Source organism: Streptomyces violaceus, assembly GCF_036014075.1.
In the GTDB taxonomy this organism is placed as follows: Bacteria; Actinomycetota; Actinomycetes; order Streptomycetales; family Streptomycetaceae; genus Streptomyces; species Streptomyces violaceus.
Map to the genome: position 1 here is coordinate 6,525,350 of NZ_CP107911.1, position 22,070 is coordinate 6,547,419.

Sequence of the window (22,070 nt, forward strand, 5' to 3'; positions counted from 1 at the left end):
CGTACCAGGAGTTGTTGATCCCCGACGGTCGGTGAACCGGCGAGTCCGGTTTCACCGGCCGTGGTCGAGATATGCCAGAACCGCCAGCACGCGGCGGTTGTCGTCGTCCGAGACCTCCAGTCCCAGTTTGGCGAAGATGTTCGCGGTGTGCTTGGCGATGGCCCGCTCCGTCACGACCAGCCGGCCGGCGATCGCCGCGTTGGTCCGGCCTTGCGCCATCAGCTCCAGCACCTCCCGCTCCCGGGGCGTCAGCCGCGCCAGCGGCCGGTCGTCGCCCGACCGCCGCGCCAGCAGCTGCTGGATGACCTGCGGATCCATCGCCGTACCACCGGCGGCGACCCGCCGTACGGCGTCCACGAACTGCTCGGCGTCGAACACCCGGTCCTTCAGCAGGTACCCGACCCCGCCGCTGCCGTCGGCGAGCAGCTCTCGCGCGTACAGCTGCTCCACGTGCTGGGAGAGCACCAGCACCGGCAGACCGGGCCGCTTCCTGCGGGCGTCGAGCGCGCACTGGAGCCCCTCGTCGGTGTGTGTGGGCGGCAGGCGTACGTCGACCACGGCGACGTCCGGTTCCAGTTCGGCCAGCGCTGCGGCCAGTTCGGGACCGGACTCGACGGCCGCCGCGATCTCGAAGTCGTGCGCCTGCAGCAGCCGGACGAGCCCGTCGCGCAGCAGGAAGAGGTCTTCGGCTAGGACAACGCGCAAGGGATCTCCATGGTGACCATGGTGGGACCGCCCGCGGGGCTGCTGACGGCCAGGACGCCGTCGAATGTACCCAGCCGCCGTTCGACCCCGGCCAGCCCTGAACCGGCCTCGATCACCGCACCTCCCTTGCCGTTGTCGGTGACGGACACCCGCAGCATCCCGTCGGCGTGGTGCAGGTCGGCCCAGATCCGGTCGGCTCCGGAGTGCTTCACCGCATTGGTGAGCACCTCGCTGACGGCGAAGTACGCGGCGGACTCCACGGGCGCCTCCGCCCGCCCGGGCAGGTCCACGCTCACCTCGGTGGTCACCGGCAGCCGCAGCGCCAGGGCCCGTACCGCGTCGCCGAGGCCGCGCTCGGCGAGGACCGGCGGATGGATGCCGCGCACCAGCTCGCGCAGTTCGGCCAGGGCCTCGACCGAGGACGTGCGGGCCTGCGCGATCAGCTCCTTGGCCTTGGCCGGGTCCTTGTCGAGGAGCGCCTCGATGGTGCCCAGGTCCATGCCCACCGCGACCAGCCGGGCCTGGGCCCCGTCGTGCAGGTCCCGCTCGATGCGCCGCAGTTCGGCGGCGGAGGTGTCGACCGCGTCGCGCCGTGTCTCGGTCAGGACCCGCACCCGCTCGGCCAGTTCGCGCTGGCCGGAGCCCAAAACGGCCTGGGTGAGCCGGAAGTGGACGTCCAGCAGCCGCGGGGTGAGGAAGTGCGCGAAGAAGAGGAGGACCAGGCCCAGCGCGGCGGCACCGAGCGCGGAGCCCTGCCCGGTGACCTTGACGAACCCGTACCAGTACCCCTCGGGGAAGACCCGCCACAGCCCGGCCGCGAGCGCGAAGCCCTCCAGCGGGTACAGCCACAGCGCGGCCGGCAGCAGCGCGGTGAGGAAACCCGCCGTCATGTCGACCGGCAGCCACATCAGGTCCCGCCAGGTCGCCGGGTCGCGCAGCATCCCGAACGTGGCCGCCCACGGATTGGCGTCCTTCGGCAGCGGCCGGTACGCCGGCGGGATCCGCACCCCGCCCCACTCCGCCGCGAGCACCCGCCGCCAGTTCGCGAACGTCCGCACCCCCCTCAGTACGTACGGCGTGGTGACGAGCCCGATCCCGATCGGGATGAGCGCCATGGACACCAGGGACAGGGTGAAGCACAACACCGCCCCCGGTAACGAGACGAGGGCCACCCCCAGCCCCCGTAGCGCGGCGAGCGCGACGCCCCGCCCCTTCGCTGCCCTGTAGCCGCTCTTCGTTTCGATGGTCATGGCGTCAGTCTCGCCGAGCGGGGGTGCGGGGTCACTGGGCCGGGACACCCGGTCAGGGGGTGGTGCTACGTACACCCTGGAGCCGATGCGGCGGTGCGGTGGTTCACACGCCTCCGCCGGCCGCGAGTACCTTCGCCTCCACCTCCGGGTCGAGCCCCGAGCGTGGCCGGTCCGGCCGCTGGGGTGCCGTGCCGCCGATGTCCTGGAGCCAGCTCCAGGTGTCGGCCACGGTCTCCGCGACGGGCCGGCAGGCCAGCCCCGCCTCCACCGCCCGGGAGACGTCCGCGCTGTGCAGCGCGTCGTGCAGGTCGCTGCCCGGCGGCACCCACACCGGCAGCTGGGTCCACGGCTCGACGCCCGCCTCCAGGATCACCTCGGGCTCGGTCCACCGCAGTTCGGCCGCACCGCCGGTGACCCGCGCACACGCCTCCAGCAACGCGCCCGTCGTGGTGTGCCCCTGCGGACTGGCCAGGTTGTACGGCCCGCTCAGCTCCCGCTCGGCCGCGTGCAGGATCCACTCGGCCAGGTCACGGACGTCCACGTACTGCAGGGGCAGCTCGCGCGGGCCCGGGGCGAGCACCGGCCCACCGCGCGCCGTACGGCCCAGCCACCAGGGCAGCCGGCCGATGTTCTCGTACGGGCCGAGGATCAGCCCGGCCCGGACCAGCACCGACCGGTCCTCGCCGAACGCGTCCAGCACGGCCAGTTCACCGCCGCGCTTGTCCTGCGGGTACGCGGTCTGCTCCGCGTCGGCCGAGGCGCCCTCCACCAGGGGCGCGTCCTCGCCGTACCCGGCTGGCGGGGCCCACGCGTACACCGAGCAGCTCGACACGTACACGTACCGGTGGGCGCGGCCCCGCAGCAGCCGCGCCGTGTCGCGCACCGCGCTGGGCGCCGCCGACCAGGTGTCGACGACGACGTCCCACTCGCCCGGGGCGTCGGCGAGGGCGGCGAGACCTTCGGGCGCGGTGCGGTCGCCGAGCAGCGACCGCACGCCCTCCGGCGCCTCGTGCCGCCCTCGGTGGAAGACGGTCACGTCCCAGCCCCGCCCCAGGGCCGCCTCCACGACGGCCCGCCCCGCGAACTCCGTACCACCCAGCATCAGAAGCCTCATGCCGCTGACTCTGCCGGGTGGGGCGGCGGTACGGAACGGGGATCTGCCGTCAGCAGAACCGTCAGCGGAGCCGCTGATCCGTCGCCGGACGGGTGGGGACCAGAGGCTCAGTGGCCCACGGGAGGCACGTACTTGTATCCGACCCGGCGTACCGTCCGGATCGTGTCGCGGTGCTCCGCGCCCAGCTTGCGGCGCAGCCGGGCGACGTGGACATCGACCGTGCGGCCGTCACCCACGTGCCCGTAGCCCCACACCGTGCCGACCAGCTGGTCACGGGTGTGCACCCGGCCCGGGTGCGCCACCAGGTGGGCGAGCAGCTCGAACTCCAGATACGTGAGGTCGAGCGGCCGGCCGGCCACCCGGGCGGTGCGCTGCACGGTGTCGACGCGGATCAGCTGCTCGCCGCCCGGCTCGGCGCCGGCCTCGGGGCCGGCGGGCTCCGGCCGGTCCGGCACCGCCACCGGGAACGGCGGCTGCTGGTCGGCCGGGACGAGCACCAGATAGCCGATCATCGGCGGCCGGCCCGGCAGCGTGGGCAGCGTGTGCTGCGGCGCCGGCAGCCAGGTGGCACCCGGCGGCAGCAGATCCGCGACGGTCACCACCTCGTCCCGGTCGACGGCACGCAGCCGATGCCGGGCGGTGTTCGCCGGAGGGGTGTCGAGGGCGGCGGTGGACAGAGAACGAGTGGTCGCCATGAGAGGTCAGCTCTTTCGCGCGAGGAGTTCGTCGGAGAGGTCGACGGCCGCGAGTTCGTGGTCGGGGTCGCCGAGGGACGTACGCGGTTCGCGCTGGCCGAAGGCCGGGGTGTACGGCGTTAGAGGGCCGGCGCGTTCGTCGCGCGGCAACACACCCGGTCGAAGTCGTGGTCCTGACGGGACGGCCAGAAGGGCTCGAGGTCATGACGACCCGTCGCGGTGTACTTCTGGTAGCTGGCCATGGGCCCATTGAAGCAGACCTGATCCCGCGAGGGGACCCTCCTCTCACTGCGTGGACACGTGCCCTGAAGGGGCGCGGGGAACTGCGCGACAAGCCACGACGTCGCGGCAGACGAAAGGGGGCGCCCACCGCGAACGGTGAGCGCCCCCTCAGGAACTCGCGGGCGGATCAGACCTGGCCGGCCTTCTCCAGCGCCGAGCAGCAGGTGTCGACGAGCAGACGGGTCACCACGTACGGGTCCACGTTGGCGTTCGGACGGCGGTCCTCGATGTAGCCCTTGCCGTCCTTCTCGACCTGCCACGGGATACGGACCGAGGCACCGCGGTTGGAGACGCCGTAGGAGTACTCGTTCCACGGGGCGGTCTCGTGCAGACCGGTCAGGCGGTCGTCGATGCCGGCGCCGTAGTTCTTGACGTGGTCGAGCGGCTTGGAGCCCTCGCCGAGCGACTCGGCCGCGGTGATGATCGCGTCGTAACCCTCGCGCATCGCCTTGGTGGAGAAGTTGGTGTGCGCGCCGGCGCCGTTCCAGTCGCCCTTGACCGGCTTCGGGTCGAGGGTGGCGGCGACGTCGAAGTCCTCGGCGGTGCGGTAGAGCAGCCAGCGGGCCACCCACAGGTGGTCGGAGACCTCCAGCGGGGAGACCGGGCCGACCTGGAACTCCCACTGGCCGGGCATGACCTCGGCGTTGATGCCGGAGATCGCGAGGCCCGCCTTCAGGCAGTTGTCCAGGTGCGCCTCGACGACGTCACGGCCGAAGATCTCGTCCGCGCCGACACCGCAGTAGTAGCCGCCCTGCGGGGCCGGGAAACCGCCCTTGGGGAAGCCGAGCGGGTAGCCGTCCTGGAAGAAGGTGTACTCCTGCTCGATGCCGAAGATCGGCTCCTGAGCGGCGAACCTTTCCGCGACCTCGGCCAGCGCGGCACGGGTGTTGCTGGCGTGCGGGGTGAGGTCGATGTTCAGGACCTCGCACAGCACCAGGATGTCGTCGCCGCCGCGGATCGGGTCCGGGCAGGTGAAGACCGGCTTGAGGACGCAGTCCGAGGCGTGGCCCTCGGCCTGGTTGGTGGACGACCCGTCGAAGCCCCAGATCGGCAGCGCGTCGAGACCGGCGGGCGAGCCCGCGATGATCTTGGTCTTGGAACGCAGTTTGGCCGTCGGCTCGGTGCCGTCGATCCAGATGTACTCAGCCTTGAAGGTCACGGGCCACATCCTTCGGGGTGTGTCTGGGCGCGTATCGCGGGTGCTGCGGCGCTGCGGCACCGGTGCGCCGCGTCAACTGTCCGGCAGCCTGTCAACAGGCGATTTCCCGGCCATTGCTCGAATGTGAACCCCGTGTTACCTGGTGTGCCCGTGGCGTGGTTCACGCCGAGAGGTGTTTCCGCCCGGGGACGGGGCCGGTCACCGGCTTCCCTCCGTCAAGCCGGTGACCGGCGCCCGCGTCCCGGACGTGCCGGTCCTGCTGCTCCTGGCCGGGAGCAGCAGGACCGGTGACACGTACGAGGGGGCGGCCGAGGGGTGGGCCGCCGCCTCAGTGACCCGTTCGGCCGTCCGGCATCACCCCACCTTCTCGATCACGGCCCGGCGGATCAGGAACTTGCCGGGCTCACGGACCTGTTCGAAGGCCGCGTTGTTGAGCAGCGCACAGCTGCCGGAGACCGAAGTGACCTCCACCGTCGTGGACTTGTCGTTGTCCAGGTTGGTGACCTTCAGCTTCGTGCCGACCGGGAACTGGTTGCTGGACGCGGCAGGCGCACCGCCCTCGCCGGAGAGCGTGACGGTGGAGCCGTTGCACACCTGCTGCCCGGAGGCCGCCGCACCGTCGCCGGCATTTCCCGCGGGGGCGGACTCGGCGGGCTCCGACGCCTCCGCCGACTGAGCGGGATCGGAAGGCGCGGCCGACTCAGCGGGCTGCGACGGCTGTGCGGTCTGGGAGTCCTGAGCCGACTCCCCGACGACGCACCCCGACGCCTCCTGCTTCCGCTCGATCTCCGCGACGACCGCCTCGCGGTTGGCGATCCGCGCCTCGGACTGAGCGTCGGGCTTGGCCCGCTGGTCCGCGATGAACTTCTGGTTGTTGGACAGGGCGGTGGCGAGCCCCAGGCAGACCGTCGAATCCGACGCCGACTTGGGAGTCGGCGCGGCGTTCGACGTGGTCGCCATGACGAAGGCCCCGCCTCCCGCCACCGCCGCCGCGCTCACCAGCAGCGCGATCTTCTTCGTTGTGCCGAGAGTTCTCCTACGCGACATGCGCGCCTCCTGAAGAGGTAGGGGAGCGTACGCCGCTATGTACGAGATACCGAACGAAGTTACTCAGCGGTTACAGGAGTCATCGAAGTGACCTGTGCCACATGCGCTGAGGGTGGTGGTCAGCGCGACAGGGCGTCGCGAACGGCCTCGTCGGTGCGTCCCACCACGGCCGTGCCGTCGTCCGCGGTGATGATCGGGCGCTGGATCAGCTTCGGGTGCTCGGCGAGCGCCTTGACCCACCGGTCACGCGAACCGGCGTCCCGCGGCCACTCCTTGAGCCCGAGCTCCTTGGCGGCCGCCTCCTGGGTGCGGGTGATGTCCCAGGGCTCGAGACCGAGGCGCTCGAGAACCCCGCGGATCTCGTCCTCGCTCGGCACGTCCTCCAGATAGCGGCGGACGGTGTAGTCGGCCCCCTCGGCGTCGAGCAGCGTCATGGCGCTACGGCACTTCGAGCAGGCCGGATTGATCCAGATCTCCATGCGTCCCACGGTACGCGCTGCCGCCGTTGTTCGAATTTCTGCCGACTCACACGTCCCTCGCGGACCTGTCGTGTCTCGACGCCAATTTCCTTCTTCACCTGGGCATTTGCCGGACTGGGAAGCCTCCCCGTTGTCAGTGCCCGGCGGTAGACTGTAAGCAGTGTTCGAGGGTGGCGCCGGGGTCGCAGAGGACTCCGGTGAGCGCCCGATCGCGACAGGAGGATGCCTGTGCCCGCTGCCGCTCTGAAGTCGAAGCCGTTGCCCACCCAGTCCACCGCGAAGCGTCCCGTCCTGCTCGACCTGCCGTACGCGCCCGTGGAGAAGCGGCCGCTGCCGCCGGGCCGGCCGCGCGAGTGGTACGTCACGCACAACCGTCGCCTCAAGGCGATGCGACTCGCCATCGCCCTGCTCGACTCCGGCGTCTACATGCCGAACCAGGCCCGCAACGAGACGATCCGCGGCGCGGCGGAACAGATCGGCGTCCACCCGCCGTCGGACACGACGTGCCACATGGTGAGGGCGTTCATGCGCTACGCGCGCTGAAGCCGTCCCACCGGTGTTCCCGGCGCGGGGAACACCGGTGGGTTCAGCCGGGCGAAGCCCTCCTGGCGCTGACCCGCCCTGCCCCGGGATCGCCCGCGCCCGGCCTGCGTGCCTCAGGCGTACCGTTCCATCAGCCCCGTCACATACGCGTCCAGGCGCCCGGCCAGCAGCTCCGGCGTCAGGTCGGTTCGCCCCAGCTCCCGCCAGGGGACCGCCAGTTTCGCCGCGTCGGGGACGTAGGCCAGAGCGTCGAGCAGCCGCCAGTACAGATGGTCCGGGCCGTCGGCCAGGTGCCGGCCGCCTTGTGTCTCGTAACGCTCACGGAAGCCGAGGCCGTACTCCGGGCCGTACAGCAGCGCGAGCGCCGTCGAGCAGTGGGCTACGTCCAGGTCGGCGGGACCCCACGAGGTCTCCACCCAGTCGACGACACCGCCGATCCGCAGACCGGTCCCCGAGCCCGTGAACAGCACGTTCCCGGGGTGGAAGTCCCGGTGCAGGAAACAGCCCTCGTACGGCGGGGGATCGCGGCGGATGAAGTCCACGGCCCGCTCCCAGCCCGGGGGGACGCCCGTCGGCGACGTCCACGCCTGGTACGCACGCGGACGCTCCTCGGGGACGACCCGGTGGATCGCGGCCAGTTGAGCCGCGAGCAGCTCCACGCGAGCGTCGAGGTCCTCCGCGTCGACCCGGACCCGCCCCGGCAGTACGGACATCAACAGGGACGGGTGGTCACAGCGCTCGGCGGTCGCGTCCACGCCGATCAGTTGGGGGGCCGGCACGCCCTCCTGCCCGGCCAGCAGCGTGAGCACGTCCGCCTCGCGGGCCAGCAGCCCGGGGGCGTGCCGCCGGAAGAAGGGCTTCACGAAGGTCCGCAGGGCGAGGGCGGTGCCGTCGTCGAGGGTGAGCCGCCGCATCTGAGCGCTCCAACCACCTTGCAAGAAAGACGACTTGTCGACCGTACGGCCCTCCGGGAGCTGCTTGGCCACCCACGCGCGGGTCGCCGTCCAGCCCTGCTCGCCTAGCCCGGTCAGCACGGCGGTGACGAACGCCCGCCGGTCGTCGGGACGCTCGCGGAACCACAGGCCCAACCGGTGCTCCGCCTCGGGAAGTTCCCAGTGCGTGAACTGGGCGCGCCGGGCCAGCGCCTCCGAGACGGCCTCCGTCACGGCGGGCGGGATGACCTCGTCCGTGCCCGGCACCGCGAGCACCGCCCGTCCTTCGTACGCCCGCAGCACGTCGAGCGCGGGCGACGCACGCCAACTGCCGGGCCGGCGGATGATCTCGCTGAACCGCCCGTCACCCTCCCCGAACGGCACGTCCCACGCCTCGGCCGCGTACACCGCGGGCGCGCACAGCCCCAGGGCCACCACCCGGCCCCCGTAGTGCCGGGCGAGATCGGCGACCGTCTGACCGCTCATGCTGAACCCGACCAGGACCAGCGGCCCGTCCCCGCGCGCGTGCGCGTCGATCACGGACACGGCCTGCTCGAAGCGGCGGCGCAGGCTCAGCTCCCGCAGCAGGCCGGTGCTCTCCCCATGACCCGAGAAGTCGAAGGCGAGGGCGTGGCAGCCATGTGCGGCGAACTCCGACAGCAGGGGCACCAGCCGCTCCTTGCTGCCGTTGCCCGCGCCGTGCAGGACCACGGCAGTCGCTCTCGCCGACGCGCCGGCTCCGCCGTACAGCCCGCTGAGTCGTTCACCGCCGATGGTGTGCGTGAAGTCGGTGATGTGCGTGAAGTCGATGGTGTGCGTGAAAGGGATCAGCTCACTCATACGGTCATTCACTCACGCGGCGCAGGCCCGTGAGGGGTGGTCCGTGAGGGGTGATCAAAGACCGGGCGCTCCCCACACCGGGAACCAGCGGCCCAGGTCCTGTTCGATCCGCAGCTCGTCGGCGAGCGCCGCCCGCACCTGGAGTTCCAGCGCGTTGTCGCGCCGTTGCGCCTCGCCCGGCAAGGGCCCGAACGGGTAGAAGGTGCCGCGTTTGTAGAGGTAGACCAGGGCGAGCCGCCGGCCGGCCCGGTCCCGGAACCCGGCCAGGGAGCACAGCAGCTGCGGGCCGAAGCCGTTGACCTCCATCTGGCTGTTCACGGCATGCAGGTCGGTCACGAGCGCGTGCAGCTGGTCGGGGGCGCGGTGCGAGACCAGCCAGGAGTAGCCGTAGTCGTCCTGCCGCAGTTTTACGGGTGGACCGTCGCGGCCGGTGTCGGCGTCCAGCAGGGCCTGCACCTCGCGGTGGGTCTGCTCGAAGGCCGCGCCCTCGACCGTGGCGAAGCACACCGCGCCCTGCCCGGTCGGGGTGAAGCCCGCCGCGGCCTCCAGGGTCACGGCGGCCGACGGCAGGGCGAACAGCCGGTCGAGATCCGCCACGACCGGCTTGGTCCGGCCGAGCAGGATGTCCAGCAGCCCCATGTTCACACCCCTCCGGGTGTCGCCGCCTCGCCCAGCTCGGCGGAGATCCGGCCCAGTTGGTCGAGGCGCTGTTCCAGGCTCGGGTGGGTCGAGAAGAGCCGTGCGACACCGGGCTCGCGGCCCAGCGCCGGGGTGAAGTAGAAGGCGTTGAAGGCCTGGGCCGTGCGCAGGTCCTTGGTCGGGATGCGGGCGATGTCGCCGGAGACCTTGGTGAGGGCGGAGGCGAGCGCCGAGGGCCGGCCGGTGAGCAGCGCCGCCGCCCGGTCGGCGGCCAGTTCCCGGTACCGGGACAGAGCCCGGATCAGCAGGAAGCTCAGCGCGTACACGGCCGCCGACACACCCATCACCGCCGCGAAGATCACCGCGGTGTTCTGGTCCCTGCGGCCCCCGCCGAACAACTGCGAATAGAAGGCGAACCGCACGATCAGCCCAGCGATCACACCGAGGAACGAGGCGACCGTGATCACTGCGACGTCCTTGTGCGCCACGTGCGACAGCTCGTGCGCGAGGACCCCCTCCAGCTCGGCCGGCTCCAGCCGCCGCAGCAGCCCGGTCGTCACACAGACCACGGCGTGGTCCGGGTTCCGCCCGGTCGCGAACGCGTTCGGCATGTCCATATCGGACACGGCCACCACCGGCTTGGGCATGTCCGCGAGGGCGCACAGCCGGTCCACGACCCCGTGCAGCTCGGGAAACGCCTCCCGCTCCACGACCCGCCCGCGCATGGCGTACAGCGCGATCCGGTCCGAGAACCAGTACTGAGCCCCCAACAGCCCCGCCGCGACCACCACGACCAGCACCCAGGACTTCAGCAGCACGATCAACGCTGCCACGAACCCCACGTACAGCAACCCGAGCAGGAACAGTGTGATCCCCATACGGGTGGTCAACCGCCGGTCACTCCGGAAGCGGCTGTGCATCTGCATCACCCCGCAGTCAGGCACTCGTCCCACTGCCAGTGTGCACCCGGCCCCGCCCATGAACGGGTCGTGATCGACCCCAGGACAAGCAAAGACGTCAGCCCCCCGCACTCACCGCGAACCCGGGCACGGACGGCCACCGGACGGCCAGCACTCCTCCTCCGCGACCACAAACGGGGGGCAATGGATCACCCCGACCCGCTCTCCGGGTAACGTCGAGGTATGAGTCATCCGCACCCCGAGCTCAAAGCCGCCCCGCCCCTTCCCGCAGGAGGGCTGCGGGTCGTCGCCCTGGGCGGTCTGGGTGAGATCGGCCGCAACATGACCGTCTTCGAGCATGCGGGCAAGCTGCTCATCGTCGACTGCGGCGTGCTGTTCCCCGAGGAGACCCAGCCCGGCGTGGACGTCATCCTGCCGGACTTCACCTCCATCCGGGACCGGCTGGACGACATCGTGGCCGTGGTGCTCACCCACGGCCACGAGGACCACATCGGCGGCGTGCCGTACCTGCTGCGCGAGCGGTCCGACATTCCCGTCGTCGGCTCCAAGCTGACGCTGGCGTTCCTGGAGGCCAAGCTCAAGGAACACGGCATCCGGCCGCGCACGGTGCGGGTGCGGGAGGGCGACCGGCGCGGCTTCGGGCCCTTCGACTGCGAGTTCGTGGCGGTCAACCACTCCATCCCGGACGGCCTGGCGGTCGCGATCCGTACCGGAGCCGGGATGGTGCTGCACACCGGCGACTTCAAGATGGACCAGTTCCCTCTGGACGATCGCATCACCGATCTACGCGCCTTCGCCCGCCTCGGCGAGGAGGGCGTGGACCTGTTCCTCACCGACTCCACCAACGCCGAGGTCCCCGGCTTCACCACCTCCGAGCTGGAGCTGAACCCGGCGATCGAGCAGGTGATGCGCACCGCGCCACGCCGGGTCATCGTCTCCAGCTTCGCCAGCCATGTGCACCGCATCCAGCAGGTCCTGGACGCCGCTCACCAGCACGGCCGCAAGGTCGCCTTCGTCGGCCGCTCGATGGTCCGCAACATGGGCATCGCCCGCGACCTGGGCTATCTGAAGGTCCCCTCCGGTCTGGTGGTGAGCACGAAGGAGCTGGAGAAGCTCCCGGACCACAAGATCACTCTGGTGTGCACCGGCTCCCAGGGCGAGCCGATGGCGGCTCTGTCCCGGATGGCCAACCGCGACCATGTGATCCGCATCGGCAAGGGCGACACCGTCCTGCTCGCCAGCTCCCTCATCCCGGGCAACGAGAACGCCATCTACCGGGTGATCAACGGGCTGACCCGGTGGGGCGCCCATGTCGTCCACAAGGGCAACGCCAAGGTGCACGTCTCCGGGCACGCCAGCGCCGGCGAACTCGTCTACTGCTACAACATCGTCAAACCCCGCAACGTCATGCCCGTGCACGGCGAATGGCGCCACCTGCGGGCCAACGGTGACCTCGCCATCCGTACCGGCGTCGACCCCGACCGGGTTGTCATCGCCGAGGACGGCGTCGTCGTCGACCTCGTCGACGGGCGCGCGTCCATCACCGGCAAGGTCCCCGCCGGCAACGTCTACGTGGACGGCATGGAAGTCGGCGGCGCCACCGAAGCGTCTCTCAAGGACCGCCTCACCCTCGCGGAGGAAGGCGTGGTCACGGTGGTGGCGATCGTCGACGCGGACACCGGCGCCCTCGCCGAAGCCCCCGACTTCCTGGCCCGGGGCTTCGTCCACGACGACACCACCTTCGAGCCGGTCATCCCCGTCATCGAGAAGACCCTGGCCACCGCGGCCGAGGAAGGCGTCGGGGACGCACGCCAACTCGAACAGCTGCTCGCCCGCGCCGTGGCGAACTGGGCGTTCCGGACCCACCGCCGCAAGCCCCTCATCATCCCCGTCATCATCGACGCCTGAGCCACAGCCGGGCAGGTAGGCGTTCTCTTCGAGGGACGGCAACGGGGGGCGCGCCGTCGCCGGGCGTCATCGGATGTGCTTCGCCGGCCTGGTGGCGGCGTTGAGCAGATACTCCAGAGGGCCGCGGCGGAAGAAGCGGGACCAGATCGCGGCGAAAAGGATCGCCCCGAGGACGAACATGAGCAGCGGCACCGAGGACTGCTGGCTGCTCTTCCCGGTCGGTATGGACAGCGCGGACTGGGGGACGAAGTGGCCGACGTAGGCCGTCAGGGACATGGTGCCCACGGCGATGACCGGTTCGGCCAGGCGGCGCAGTCGCGGCAGGCGGTCGTCATCGCGGTCGGCTCGATGTCACTGACGGCATACGTCTACCACATCGTCGCCATCTGGCTCCTGAACACCGAGGAACTGACCGTCCCGCCCCTGTTCATCCTGCTCGGCTTCATCGCGTCCGTCACCGTCCTCGCCACCATCTGGTCCCGCTTCTTCCAGCGGGGTCCGCTCGAATGGCTGATGGGCAGGGCGACGGGGATCGCCCGGCGCATTCAATGAGACGCAAGACACACCGTCGTGCTACGGCGCCCGGAAGTTGATGTACCCGAGCAGCACGATCACCGCCGCCACACAGCCGAACACCACGGCTGTGGAGATCCACGACGAGCGGGAGCGGCGGCCGGACGAGCGGTGGTCGGGATCGGGGCGGAACGGCACGGGACCGGGAGGGTTGTGCTTCCAGCGCGCGGCGAGCATACGGGCCCGGGCCGAGGGCTCCTTGTGCTCGGCGTCGTCCGCCCATCTGAGGTCGAACTCGCGCTCCTGGCCGTCTTGTTCGTGCTCGGACATTCCCACTCCACCCCCGTGCGGTCCTGCCAGCAGAATAGAACATACGACCGCGCCCCCGCTGCCGGTACGGCAGCGGGGGCGCGGTCGTGATGCCTCGATCAGGCGTCGATCACACGTCGAAGTACAGCTCGAACTCGTGCGGGTGCGGACGCAGCTGCAGCGGCGCGATCTCGTTCGCGCGCTTGTAGTCGATCCACGTCTCGATCAGGTCCGGCGTGAAGACGTCGCCCGCGAGCAGGAACTCGTGGTCGGCCTCCAGGCGGTCGAGGACGGCCGGGAGGGAGGTCGGGACCTGCGGGACGCCGGCGTGCTCCTCGGGGGCGAGCTCGTAGAGGTCCTTGTCGATCGGCTCGGCCGGCTCGATCTTGTTCTTGATGCCGTCCAGGCCCGCGAGCAGCAGCGCCGAGAAGGCCAGGTACGGGTTGCCGGAGGAGTCGGGCGCGCGGAACTCGACGCGCTTGGCCTTCGGGTTCGAGCCCGTGATCGGGATACGCATGGCCGCGGAACGGTTGCGCTGCGAGTAGACGAGGTTGACCGGCGCCTCGAAGCCCGGCACCAGACGGTGGTACGAGTTCACCGTCGGGTTGGTGAAGGCCAGCAGCGACGGGGCGTGCTTGAGGATGCCGCCGATGTAGTAGCGGGCGGTGTCCGACAGGCCCGCGTAACCGGCCTCGTCGTAGAAGAGCGGCTGGCCGCCCGTCCACAGCGACTGGTGGACGTGCATGCCCGAGCCGTTGTCACCGAAGATCGGCTTCGGCATGAAGGTCGCCGTCTTGCCGTTCTGCCACGCCACGTTCTTCACGATGTACTTGAAGAGCTGCAGGTCGTCGGCCGCGGCGAGCAGCGTGTTGAACTTGTAGTTGATCTCGGCCTGGCCGGCGGTGCCCACCTCGTGGTGCTGGCGCTCGACCTGCAGGCCGGCCCGGTCCAGCTCCAGGGAGATCTGGGCACGCAGGTCGGCGAAGTGGTCGACCGGCGGGACCGGGAAGTAGCCGCCCTTGTAGCGGACCTTGTAACCACGGTTGTTCTCGAGGGCGCCGGTGTTCCAGGCGCCGGCCTCGGAGTCGATGTGGTAGAAGGACTCGTTCGCGCTGGTCGCGAAGCGGACGCTGTCGAAGACGTAGAACTCGGCCTCCGGACCGAAGTACGCCGTGTCGGCGATCCCGGTGGAGGCGAGGTAGGCCTCGGCCTTCTTCGCCACGTTGCGCGGGTCACGGGAGTACTGCTCACCCGTGATCGGGTCGTGGATGAAGAAGTTGATGTTGACCGTCTTGTCGCGGCGGAACGGGTCGACGCGCGCGGTGGACAGGTCGGCGCGGAGCGCCATGTCGGACTCGTGAATGGCCTGGAAGCCGCGGATGGAGGAGCCGTCGAAGGCGAGCTCCTCGGCCGGGTCGAAGGCCGTGGCGGGGATCGTGAAGTGCTGCATCACGCCCGGCAGGTCGCAGAAGCGGACGTCGATGAACTTGACGTCCTCGTCCGCGATGAACTTCTTGGCCTCGTCGGCGTTCTGGAACATCCAGCTCCTCCTACTCCCGACCGTCCCGCCGGGGTGGTAGTTCGTTCGTGCTGCCAGTGCGGGTGGCACACGCTGACGTAAACCCTAGGGACGGGTGGTTTCTCTGGCGTGACTCATTTGTTTCGCACAAGTTAACCGGCTCATCCACCACCGTAGCCCGACCACACCCCGCCGTGCCCTGGTCATTTAGGGGCGCAGTACCGTGGACGGGTGGACAACAGGCAAGCACTCGGATCGTGGCTTTCCGGGCCCCGCGCGGCCGCGGAAGAGGCCGGTGTCGACTTCGGATACCGGGGCGAGCAGCTCGGTCTGCCCGAGGAGGGACCCGGCTCGATCGCCCGTCCGGGGCGTCGGCTCGGCGCCCTCGCCGTGGACTGGGGTCTGAGTCTCCTGATCGCATACGGTCTTATCACGCAGAGCTACAACGAAGCGGCACAGATCTGGGCGCCGCTCATCCTGTTCGCCCTCATGGTCCTCACGGTCGGTACGGTCGGCTTCACCCCGGGCAAGCGGCTCCTCGGCCTGCGGGTGCTCGCCCTGGACACCGGCCGCGTCAGCCCCTGGCGCACACTCCTGCGCACGGTCCTGCTCTTCCTCGCGATCCCCGCCCTGATCTGGGACCGCGACGGCCGCGGTCTGCACGACCGGCTGGCGGGCACGGTCGAGGTCCGCATCTAGCCACCCGATGAGCATGCGCTGACGACGAAGGGGCGCCCGGTGATCCGGGCGCCCCTTCGTCGTCAGCGTGTGTGGGGTGTCAGCGGGCCTTCGGCCCGCCCTTCGGCAGCTTCATGCCCTTCGGCATGGGCCCCTTCGGCAGCGGCATGTTGCTCATCAGGTCGCCGAGGGCGCGCAGCCGGTCGTTCGTCGCCGTGACCTGCGGGCCGGTCAGCACGCGCGGCAGCTTCAGCATCGTCGTGCGCAGCTTCTTCAGATCGACCTGGCCCTCGCCCGTGCCCACGACCAGGTCGTGCACGGGCACGTCCGCGACGATGCGGTTCATCTTCTTCTTCTCGGCGGCGAGGAGGGACTTCACCCGGTTCGGGTTGCCCTCGGCGACCAGGACGATGCCGGCCTTGCCGACCGCGCGGTGCACCACGTCCTGGTTGCGGTTCATCGCCACCGCGGGGGTCGTCGTCCAGCCCCGGCCGACGTTGTCGAGCACCGCCGCAGCGGCGCCGGGCTGTCCCTCCATCTGCCCGAAGGCGGCCCGCTCGGCCCGGCGCCCGAACACGATCGCCGACGCGAGGAAGGCGAGCAGGAGGCCCAGGATGCCGAGATAGATGGGGTGACCGATCAAGAAACCGATCGCGAGGAACACACCGAAGGTGACAATTCCGACTGCCGCGAGTACAAGACCGATCTTCTTGTCGGCCCTGCGGGTCATCTTGTAGGTCAGAGCGATCTGCTTCAGTCGCCCGGAGTTCGCAGCGTCCGCTGCAGGTTCCTTCCTCGCCATGGCACGAAGTCTACGTGGCCCCACAAGCGCCGACGACGGCAGTGCCCGCGGGGGCCCATGGGGGAGGGGCCCGGGATCAGGGACGGACGGAGACGGACCGGGAAACCGACTGGTCGAGGACGCGCTGCGTCTCGACCCGGTCCTTGGCGCGACGGCGGTCCTCCAGCACGGAGGTCCACGCGTTGCGGCGGGCGGTGCGCTGACCGCTGCTCATCAGCAGCGACTCGACGGCACGCAGGGCGGTGGTGACGGACGGGATCGCGGTGGCGCGAACGGGCGCGGCCTGCATGGGTGAGGTCCCCCCTCGGTAAGGGTGTACGTGCTGTGAGTTCAGCGTCACTGATTGGTGTTACCAGGGCATGACCGGCCGGTCAAACACCCATGAAGCCCCGGCGGGGACTGGTGAAACGCCGACGCGGTCCTGACATGTGCCCTCATCTGCGAGGACGGTCAGGACCGCGTCAAATCGGCCGCTACTGGCGGGTAGCGTCTTGTGCGGGAATTCACACGCTTGTCCCGCCCGCTGGCGGGCGGGGTGGTGACGATGTGTCAGACGGCCTGGGCCGCGATGCGCGCGTCCCGCTGCTCCATGGCCATCCGGTAGAGGCGCCCCGCGCGGTACGAGGAGCGCACCAGCGGGCCGGACATCACACCGGAGAAGCCGATCTGCTCGGCCTCCTGCTGCAGCTCCACGAACTCGTGGGGCTTCACCCAGCGCTCCACGGGGTGGTGGCGCACGGAGGGCCGCAGGTACTGCGTGATGGTGACCAGCTCGCAGCCCGCGTCGTGCAGCTGCTTGAGCGCGTCGCTGACCTCCTCGCGGGTCTCGCCCATGCCGAGGATCAGGTTCGACTTGGTGACGAGGCCGTAGTCGCGGGCCTCGGTGATGACCTTCAGGGAGCGTTCGTAGCGGAAGCCGGGGCGGATGCGCTTGAAGATCCGCGGGACCGTCTCGACGTTGTGCGCGAAGACCTCGGGGCGGGAGGAGAAGACCTCCGCCAGCTGTTCGGGGACGGCGTTGAAGTCGGGCGCGAGCAGCTCGACCTTCGTCCGGCCGTCCTCGCGGTCCGCCGTCTGCTGGTGGATCTGGCGGACCGTCTCGGCGTACAGCCAGGCGCCGCCGTCCTCCAGGTCGTCGCGGGCGACGCCGGTGATCGTGGCGTAGTTCAGGTCCATCGTGACCACGGACTCGCCGACCCGGCGCGGCTCGTCGCGGTCGAGCGCCTCGGGCTTGCCGGTGTCGATCTGGCAGAAGTCACAGCGCCGCGTGCACTGGTCGCCGCCGATGAGGAAGGTCGCCTCGCGGTCCTCCCAGCACTCGTAGATGTTGGGGCAGCCGGCTTCCTGGCAGACCGTGTGCAGGCCCTCGCTCTTCACGAGGTTCTGCATCTTGGTGTACTCGGGACCCATTTTCGCCCGGGTCTTGATCCACTCGGGCTTGCGCTCGATGGGGGTCTGGCTGTTGCGGACCTCCAGGCGCAGCATCTTGCGTCCGTCGGGTGCGACTGCGGACACGACCGGCTCCCTAGCGATTGATTCTTCGGCGCCCTCTAGGGTACGCCCGTGGATTTGAATGCCTGTGTGGGTGCTAGCCCCTCCACGGGCCGATTTATGCCGCCGGAGTTTTCTCGATCTCCCTCGGCTTCAGCTCGGCGTTCTCCAGTACGTCCCTCAAGTGCCGCTCCACCACCGGCAGTACCTCGGCGATCGTCACGTCGCGGCCCAGTTCATCGGCCAGGGACGCGACGCCCGCGTCGCGGATGCCGCAGGGGATGATCCGGTCGAACCACTTGTTGTCGGGGTTCACGTTGAGCGCGAAGCCGTGCATGGTGACGCCCTTGGCCACGCGGATGCCGATCGCGGCGATCTTGCGGTCCTCCCGGCGCTGGCCCGCGTTGGACGGCGCGTACTCCGGGCCGTTCATGCGCGGGTCGAACTCCTCGTCCTGCAGTCGGGGGTCGAAGTCCAGGGCCAGCCCGCCGAGGGCGGGGCGCTGTTCGACCGGGTCGCCCAGGACCCACACGCCGCTGCGGCCCTCGACCCGGGAGGTCTCCAGGCCGAACTCCGCGCAGGTGAGGATCAGGGCCTCTTCGAGACGGCGTACGTGCGCCACGACGTCCACCGGGCGGGGAAGCTTCTGGATCGGGTAGCCCACCAGCTGGCCGGGACCGTGCCAGGTGATCTTGCCGCCGCGGTCCACGTCGACGACCGGCGTGCCGTCCAGGGGCCGCTCGTCGTCCGCCGTACGCCGTCCCGCCGTGTAGACCGGGGGGTGCTCCAGGAGCAGGACCGTGTCGGAGATCTCGTCGGCGAACCGCGCCGCGTGCACCCGGCGCTGCTCGTCCCAGGCCTCCCGGTACTCGACGGCCTCGTCACCGAACCCCATGCGGACGAACCGCAACCCACTCACGGCAAGCGCCTCCCTCGGACGGGTGTGTCAGGCACGTATCGCGCCCAAGCCACTGTACGTCCGGCCCGAACGCGTCAGTCCCGGGGTCAATCCTCACACGATCGGATGAATGTTCGTGGAACTGTGTGATGGGGTGCTTACTCTCCGCTACATTCGCGCCGTCCAGCAAGCCAAAAGGCCTGCTCACACGCAATCCGGCACATCACCAACACCGGAAGGCAGGAGACCGCACCGCACCATGACGGAACGACCCGCGCAGCGCACCCCCAACCGACAGCTCGCCGCGCTCATCGCAGAAGCGGGGTTCTCCAACGCGGGACTCGCCCGTCGCGTGGACCAGCTCGGTCTCGAACACGGGCTCGACTTGAGATACGACAAGACCTCCGTCACCCGGTGGCTGCGCGGCCAGCAGCCCCGAGGCACCACGCCCGCGCTCATCGCCGAGGTCTTCACCCGGCGCCTGGGCCGCCGCCTCTCCGCCCAGGACCTCGGCCTGGACGCCTGCGCCCCGGTCTACGCCGGGCTGGAGTTCGCGGCCGCCCCCGAGGAGGCCGTCGACATCGTCAGCGGGCTGTGGCGCAAGGACTCCGGCAGCCACGCCGAGCTGCGCAAGATCGCCTTCACTCCGGCCGGGCTCGTCGTGCCGAGCCGGGACTGGCTGATCGGCCGGGCCGACGAGAAGGTCGCCCGGGGCGAGCCGCCCGCCGCCCGCATCCCGGCGCAGGGCCGCGCCCCCGTCCGTCTCCCGGCGACGGCCGAGCCGGGCGTATCCCTGCCCCGCCAGCGCGGCCAGGCCGAGCGCGGACCCGGCCAGAAGGTCACCGGCGGCGACATCGCCGCCCTCCGCTCGGTCGGCGAGCTCTTCCGCACCCTCGACGACGCCTACGGCGGCGGTCACGCCCGCCAGGCCCTGGTGCGCTATCTGGAGCACGAGTGCGAGCCGATGCTGCGCGGCACCTACGGCGAGCAGACCGGCCGCCGGCTGTTCGCGGCCGCCGCCGACCTGACCCGGCTCGCGGGCTGGACGTCGTACGACATCGCCGCGCACGGACTCGCCCAGCGCTACTTCGTGCAGGCGCTCCGGCTCGCCCAGGCGGCCGGGGACCGGACGTACGGGGCGTATGTGCTGGTCACCATGAGCCGGCAGGCCGTCTACCTCGGGCACGGGCGGGAGGCCGTGCAGCTCGCCCGCGTGGCACAGCAGGGCGTCGGTACCTCGGCCCCGCCCGTCGTGCAGACGCTGCTGCACGCCTCCGAGGCACGCGGGCACGGGGTGCTCGGCGAGGTCCGGGCCTGCACCGCTGCCCTGGTCCGCGCCGAGCGCGCCCTGGAGACGGCCCGGCCCGGGGACGACGTACCGCACTGGGCGAAGTTCTTCGACGAGGCCCAGCTCGCCGACGAGTTCGGCCACTGCCACCGCGACCTGCAGCAGTTCCGCGCCGCCGCCCAGCACGCGGAACGCTCCCTGCAACTGCGCGCCCCCTCCTACGCCCGCAGCCGCCTCTTCTGCCGCGTGGTCCTGGCCACCGCCCGCCTGGGCCTGGGCGAACTCGACCAGGCCTGCCAACTCGGTGCGGAGGCCGCCGGCCAGGCCGCTGAGATGCGTTCGGTAAGGGCGGTGGAGTACGTGAGGGACTTCGAGCGAAGGCTGGAGCCGTACAAGGACGCGGCCCCGGTGCGGAGTTACCGCGACAAGGTAGCGGCCCTCGGCTGAGGTTCCTTGCTTCCAGGGGCGCGGGGCTGTGTCGATTTGCGGCTCCGCCGCGTGGGCGCGACAAGCCACACCGCACCCGCACCCGACAAAGCACCTACGCAGCCCGAGGCACAGTAGGCAGCGGATCGGCCACATGCATGGACCGCCCCGCCCCCAGGTCCGCCAAAATCGCCGCAGAGGCCCGATGCCCAGAGTGCAAAGCGCCCTGAACAGTACTGGTGTCGCGGTGATCCCCACACACATACAGCCCGGCGATCAACCGCACCGGCCGCCGCAGATCATGCGGCGGCCGCATCGCCGGCACCGCCTCCACCGTCCGGTGCACGGCCAGCGTCTCCCACCGAGCCGTCGGCATCCCGTACAGCCGCGCCAAGTGCATCCGCACCGCCGTGTCGACATCCCCCGGCGGCCGCCCCAGAACGGTCGAAGACACCAGCGCCCGCCCCGCCGGCGCCCGGGACGGATCGACACGGCTCACCACCGCCGTGTGCGCGACCGGCCCACCGAGATCCGCGTCGAGCAGCAGCGACGCCCCGGTCTCCGGCGGTTCGTCGGTCGTGTGGTGCACCACCGTCACCGGGTGGAACTCCGGCACCCGCAGCCCGGGCAGCAGCTCGGCGGCGGCCCGGGCATCGGTCGCCACCAGAACCGCCCGGCAGCGGATCTCGCCGTGCTCGGCGGTGGTCACCGAGGTCGTGGAGACGGAGGTGACGCGCACGCCGGTGTGCACGGTGCCCGGCGGCAGCGTGCGGGCCAGCAGCTCCGGCAGGGCCTCGGCGCCGCCCTCCGGCACGCAGAGCCGGCCGCTGGCGAAGGCCCGCAGCGCCAGGTCCGCGCACCGGCTGGACGTGGTCAGGTCCGGGTCGCACAGCAGGGCGGCGAGCAGCGGACGCAGGAAGCCGTCGATCGTACGGGCGGGCAGCCCGCGCGCCGCCAGGGCCTCACCGGCGGGCCGCTCCGGGCGGGCCAGCAGCCGTTCGGCCGGTGTGCTCGCCAGCCGGGTGAGAGCGGCACCCAGACGGGCCTGGTCGACGGCCGTGCCGAGCGGGGCGCCGGAGCGGCTCCGGGGTACGGAGACCTGCCGGCCCGGTACCGCCACCGGCCTCCTGGGAGGCCTGGGCGCGACCGGCGACCGGGGAGCGCTCGCCAGAGCGCGCACCGCGTGCAGTGCGCCCCGTGCGCCCCCTGCGCCCGCCTGGACGCCCGCGCGATGGTGGCGTCCGTCGCCGTGCAGCAGGACACCGGGCGCGAAGGGGCGCAGCACCAGCCCGCCCAGGCCGGGTGTCAGTCGTAGTTCCGGATACGCCGTGGACAGCAACTGGCCGATCCTGTCGAGCCGGAAGCCGTCTACCTTCTCCGTCGCCATGCGGCCGCCGACGCCGTGGGCGGCCTCCAGGACCATGGTCGTCACTCCTGCGCGGGTGAGCCGGTTCGCGGCCGAGAGTCCGGCGACCCCGGCCCCCACGACGACCACGTCCGCCTGGTACGCGGGCTCAAGCACGTGCCCCTCCTCGAGGTTGCGCGGGCGCTGGAGACGTCATGCCCTCAACAGGCCGCAGGGATACGCGAGTTCTGGTCGAGGGTAGGACTGTGATCGGTCAAAGGGAGTCGC

General features: G+C 70.8%; 22 protein-coding genes and 2 pseudogenes. 5 read left to right on the forward strand and 19 right to left on the reverse strand.

Annotated elements, in window-relative coordinates; all coding sequences use genetic code 11:
* Nucleotides 1-51: 51 nt before the first annotated feature.
* The 8 genes from OG542_RS29325 to OG542_RS29360 form a co-directional block, all read right to left on the reverse strand.
* On the reverse strand, nt 52-705 hold the full coding sequence (locus OG542_RS29325) for a LuxR C-terminal-related transcriptional regulator (protein ID WP_184596280.1): 654 nt from the start codon (nt 703-705) through the stop codon (nt 52-54).
* Entirely contained in the window at nt 690-1,955 is a 1,266-nt protein-coding gene (locus OG542_RS29330; RefSeq protein ID WP_328414696.1) for a sensor histidine kinase, read from the reverse strand. The genes OG542_RS29325 and OG542_RS29330 overlap by 16 nt, the downstream gene beginning before the upstream one ends.
* 103 nt (nt 1,956-2,058) lie before the next feature.
* Nucleotides 2,059-3,069 (reverse strand): SDR family oxidoreductase, encoded by a 1,011-nt coding sequence (locus OG542_RS29335; protein ID WP_328414697.1) that lies wholly within the window; start codon nt 3,067-3,069, stop codon nt 2,059-2,061.
* A 107-nt stretch (nt 3,070-3,176) separates the two neighbouring features.
* Entirely contained in the window at nt 3,177-3,764 is a 588-nt protein-coding gene (locus OG542_RS29340) for a winged helix-turn-helix domain-containing protein (protein WP_328414699.1), read from the reverse strand.
* A 6-nt stretch (nt 3,765-3,770) separates the two neighbouring features.
* Nucleotides 3,771-3,914, reverse strand: coding sequence for a hypothetical protein (locus OG542_RS29345; RefSeq protein WP_311125311.1), 144 nt, complete (start codon nt 3,912-3,914; stop codon nt 3,771-3,773).
* Between the two features lie 259 nt (nt 3,915-4,173).
* On the reverse strand, nt 4,174-5,205 hold the full coding sequence (gene glnII, locus OG542_RS29350) for a glutamine synthetase (protein WP_311125310.1): 1,032 nt from the start codon (nt 5,203-5,205) through the stop codon (nt 4,174-4,176).
* A 354-nt stretch (nt 5,206-5,559) separates the two neighbouring features.
* Nucleotides 5,560-6,252, reverse strand: a complete 693-nt coding sequence (locus OG542_RS29355) for an RlpA-like double-psi beta-barrel domain-containing protein (RefSeq protein WP_328414704.1) — start codon at nt 6,250-6,252, stop codon at nt 5,560-5,562.
* A gap of 119 nt (nt 6,253-6,371) precedes the next feature.
* Nucleotides 6,372-6,731, reverse strand: a complete 360-nt coding sequence (locus OG542_RS29360) for an arsenate reductase family protein (RefSeq protein ID WP_261680698.1) — start codon at nt 6,729-6,731, stop codon at nt 6,372-6,374.
* Nucleotides 6,732-6,959: 228 nt separating this feature from the next.
* Here OG542_RS29360 and OG542_RS29365 point away from each other — a divergent pair, with 228 nt between their 5' ends.
* A complete protein-coding gene (locus tag OG542_RS29365; RefSeq protein ID WP_189724648.1) occupies nt 6,960-7,274 on the forward strand; it encodes a hypothetical protein in 315 nt (104 codons plus the stop codon).
* A gap of 113 nt (nt 7,275-7,387) precedes the next feature.
* Here the strand turns inward: OG542_RS29365 and OG542_RS29370 are convergent, their stop codons facing one another.
* Genes OG542_RS29370 through htpX form a run of 3 tightly spaced genes read right to left on the reverse strand, consistent with a single transcriptional unit; the run spans nt 7,388 to nt 10,605 of the window.
* On the reverse strand, nt 7,388-9,046 hold the full coding sequence (locus OG542_RS29370) for an alpha/beta fold hydrolase (protein WP_328414706.1): 1,659 nt from the start codon (nt 9,044-9,046) through the stop codon (nt 7,388-7,390).
* 54 nt (nt 9,047-9,100) lie between these two features.
* Nucleotides 9,101-9,685, reverse strand: a complete 585-nt coding sequence (pspAB, locus tag OG542_RS29375; RefSeq protein ID WP_328414708.1) for a PspA-associated protein PspAB — start codon at nt 9,683-9,685, stop codon at nt 9,101-9,103.
* 2 nt (nt 9,686-9,687) lie between these two features.
* A complete protein-coding gene (gene htpX / locus OG542_RS29380; RefSeq protein WP_328414710.1) occupies nt 9,688-10,605 on the reverse strand; it encodes a zinc metalloprotease HtpX in 918 nt (305 codons plus the stop codon).
* Nucleotides 10,606-10,827: 222 nt separating this feature from the next.
* Here htpX and OG542_RS29385 point away from each other — a divergent pair, with 222 nt between their 5' ends.
* Nucleotides 10,828-12,513 (forward strand): ribonuclease J, encoded by a 1,686-nt coding sequence (locus tag OG542_RS29385; protein ID WP_311125305.1) that lies wholly within the window; start codon nt 10,828-10,830, stop codon nt 12,511-12,513.
* A gap of 66 nt (nt 12,514-12,579) precedes the next feature.
* Here the strand turns inward: OG542_RS29385 and OG542_RS29390 are convergent.
* Nucleotides 12,580-12,843, reverse strand: a pseudogene (locus tag OG542_RS29390) (DUF418 domain-containing protein); the annotation flags it as partial.
* Between OG542_RS29390 and OG542_RS29395 the strand changes: the two are divergent.
* A pseudogene (locus tag OG542_RS29395) lies at nt 12,844-13,065 on the forward strand (DUF418 domain-containing protein); the annotation flags it as partial.
* A gap of 21 nt (nt 13,066-13,086) precedes the next feature.
* On the opposite strand, the gene OG542_RS29400 reads toward OG542_RS29395, so the two are convergent.
* Nucleotides 13,087-13,356, reverse strand: a complete 270-nt coding sequence (locus OG542_RS29400; RefSeq protein ID WP_261680690.1) for an SCO2583/SCO2584 N-terminal domain-containing protein — start codon at nt 13,354-13,356, stop codon at nt 13,087-13,089.
* A 109-nt stretch (nt 13,357-13,465) separates the two neighbouring features.
* On the reverse strand, nt 13,466-14,875 hold the full coding sequence (glnA, locus tag OG542_RS29405) for a type I glutamate--ammonia ligase (protein ID WP_193483675.1): 1,410 nt from the start codon (nt 14,873-14,875) through the stop codon (nt 13,466-13,468).
* Between the two features lie 210 nt (nt 14,876-15,085).
* Here glnA and OG542_RS29410 point away from each other — a divergent pair, with 210 nt between their 5' ends.
* Entirely contained in the window at nt 15,086-15,553 is a 468-nt protein-coding gene (locus OG542_RS29410) for an RDD family protein (protein WP_184596315.1), read from the forward strand.
* Between the two features lie 79 nt (nt 15,554-15,632).
* On the opposite strand, the gene OG542_RS29415 is transcribed toward OG542_RS29410, so the two are convergent.
* The 4 genes from OG542_RS29415 to lipB all read right to left on the reverse strand — a co-directional run bounded on the left by OG542_RS29415 (nt 15,633) and on the right by lipB (nt 18,744).
* Entirely contained in the window at nt 15,633-16,334 is a 702-nt protein-coding gene (locus OG542_RS29415) for a DUF4191 domain-containing protein (protein ID WP_193483674.1), read from the reverse strand.
* Nucleotides 16,335-16,410: 76 nt separating this feature from the next.
* The gene (locus tag OG542_RS29420) at nt 16,411-16,623 is read right to left on the reverse strand and encodes an SCO2195 family GlnR-regulated protein (RefSeq protein WP_193483673.1); all 213 of its coding nucleotides are present in this window, start codon (nt 16,621-16,623) and stop codon (nt 16,411-16,413) included.
* Nucleotides 16,624-16,883: 260 nt separating this feature from the next.
* Nucleotides 16,884-17,849, reverse strand: a complete 966-nt coding sequence (lipA, locus tag OG542_RS29425) for a lipoyl synthase (RefSeq protein WP_215121926.1) — start codon at nt 17,847-17,849, stop codon at nt 16,884-16,886.
* Between the two features lie 94 nt (nt 17,850-17,943).
* Complete coding sequence (gene lipB / locus OG542_RS29430) at nt 17,944-18,744, reverse strand: lipoyl(octanoyl) transferase LipB (RefSeq protein WP_328414714.1); 801 nt, start codon at nt 18,742-18,744, stop codon at nt 17,944-17,946.
* Nucleotides 18,745-18,982: 238 nt separating this feature from the next.
* Between lipB and OG542_RS29435 the strand changes: the two genes are divergently transcribed.
* The gene (locus OG542_RS29435; protein ID WP_328414716.1) at nt 18,983-20,458 is read left to right on the forward strand and encodes a regulator; all 1,476 of its coding nucleotides are present in this window, start codon (nt 18,983-18,985) and stop codon (nt 20,456-20,458) included.
* Nucleotides 20,459-20,552: 94 nt separating this feature from the next.
* Here OG542_RS29435 and OG542_RS29440 read toward each other — a convergent pair whose 3' ends face one another.
* The gene (locus OG542_RS29440) at nt 20,553-21,959 is read right to left on the reverse strand and encodes an NAD(P)/FAD-dependent oxidoreductase (RefSeq protein WP_311125287.1); all 1,407 of its coding nucleotides are present in this window, start codon (nt 21,957-21,959) and stop codon (nt 20,553-20,555) included.
* Between the last annotated feature and the right edge of the window lie 111 nt (nt 21,960-22,070).

Excerpts from the sequence above, each read along its gene's own strand:
- OG542_RS29330 (WP_328414696.1), bottom strand. The coding sequence starts at position 1,955 with ATGACCATCGAAACGAAGAGCGGCTACAGGGCAGCGAAGGGGCGGGGC.
- OG542_RS29335 (WP_328414697.1), bottom strand. The coding sequence starts at position 3,069 with ATGAGGCTTCTGATGCTGGGTGGTACGGAGTTCGCGGGGCGGGCCGTC.
- OG542_RS29340 (WP_328414699.1), bottom strand. The coding sequence starts at position 3,764 with ATGGCGACCACTCGTTCTCTGTCCACCGCCGCCCTCGACACCCCTCCG.
- OG542_RS29355 (WP_328414704.1), bottom strand. The coding sequence starts at position 6,252 with ATGTCGCGTAGGAGAACTCTCGGCACAACGAAGAAGATCGCGCTGCTG.
- OG542_RS29360 (WP_261680698.1), bottom strand. The coding sequence starts at position 6,731 with ATGGAGATCTGGATCAATCCGGCCTGCTCGAAGTGCCGTAGCGCCATG.
- OG542_RS29370 (WP_328414706.1), bottom strand. The coding sequence starts at position 9,046 with ATGAGTGAGCTGATCCCTTTCACGCACACCATCGACTTCACGCACATC.
- pspAB (WP_328414708.1), bottom strand. The coding sequence starts at position 9,685 with ATGGGGCTGCTGGACATCCTGCTCGGCCGGACCAAGCCGGTCGTGGCG.
- htpX (WP_328414710.1), bottom strand. The coding sequence starts at position 10,605 with ATGCACAGCCGCTTCCGGAGTGACCGGCGGTTGACCACCCGTATGGGG.
- OG542_RS29385 (WP_311125305.1), top strand. The coding sequence starts at position 10,828 with ATGAGTCATCCGCACCCCGAGCTCAAAGCCGCCCCGCCCCTTCCCGCA.
- OG542_RS29400 (WP_261680690.1), bottom strand. The coding sequence starts at position 13,356 with ATGTCCGAGCACGAACAAGACGGCCAGGAGCGCGAGTTCGACCTCAGA.
- glnA (WP_193483675.1), bottom strand. The coding sequence starts at position 14,875 with ATGTTCCAGAACGCCGACGAGGCCAAGAAGTTCATCGCGGACGAGGAC.
- OG542_RS29415 (WP_193483674.1), bottom strand. The coding sequence starts at position 16,334 with ATGGCGAGGAAGGAACCTGCAGCGGACGCTGCGAACTCCGGGCGACTG.
- OG542_RS29420 (WP_193483673.1), bottom strand. The coding sequence starts at position 16,623 with ATGCAGGCCGCGCCCGTTCGCGCCACCGCGATCCCGTCCGTCACCACC.
- OG542_RS29435 (WP_328414716.1), top strand. The coding sequence starts at position 18,983 with ATGACGGAACGACCCGCGCAGCGCACCCCCAACCGACAGCTCGCCGCG.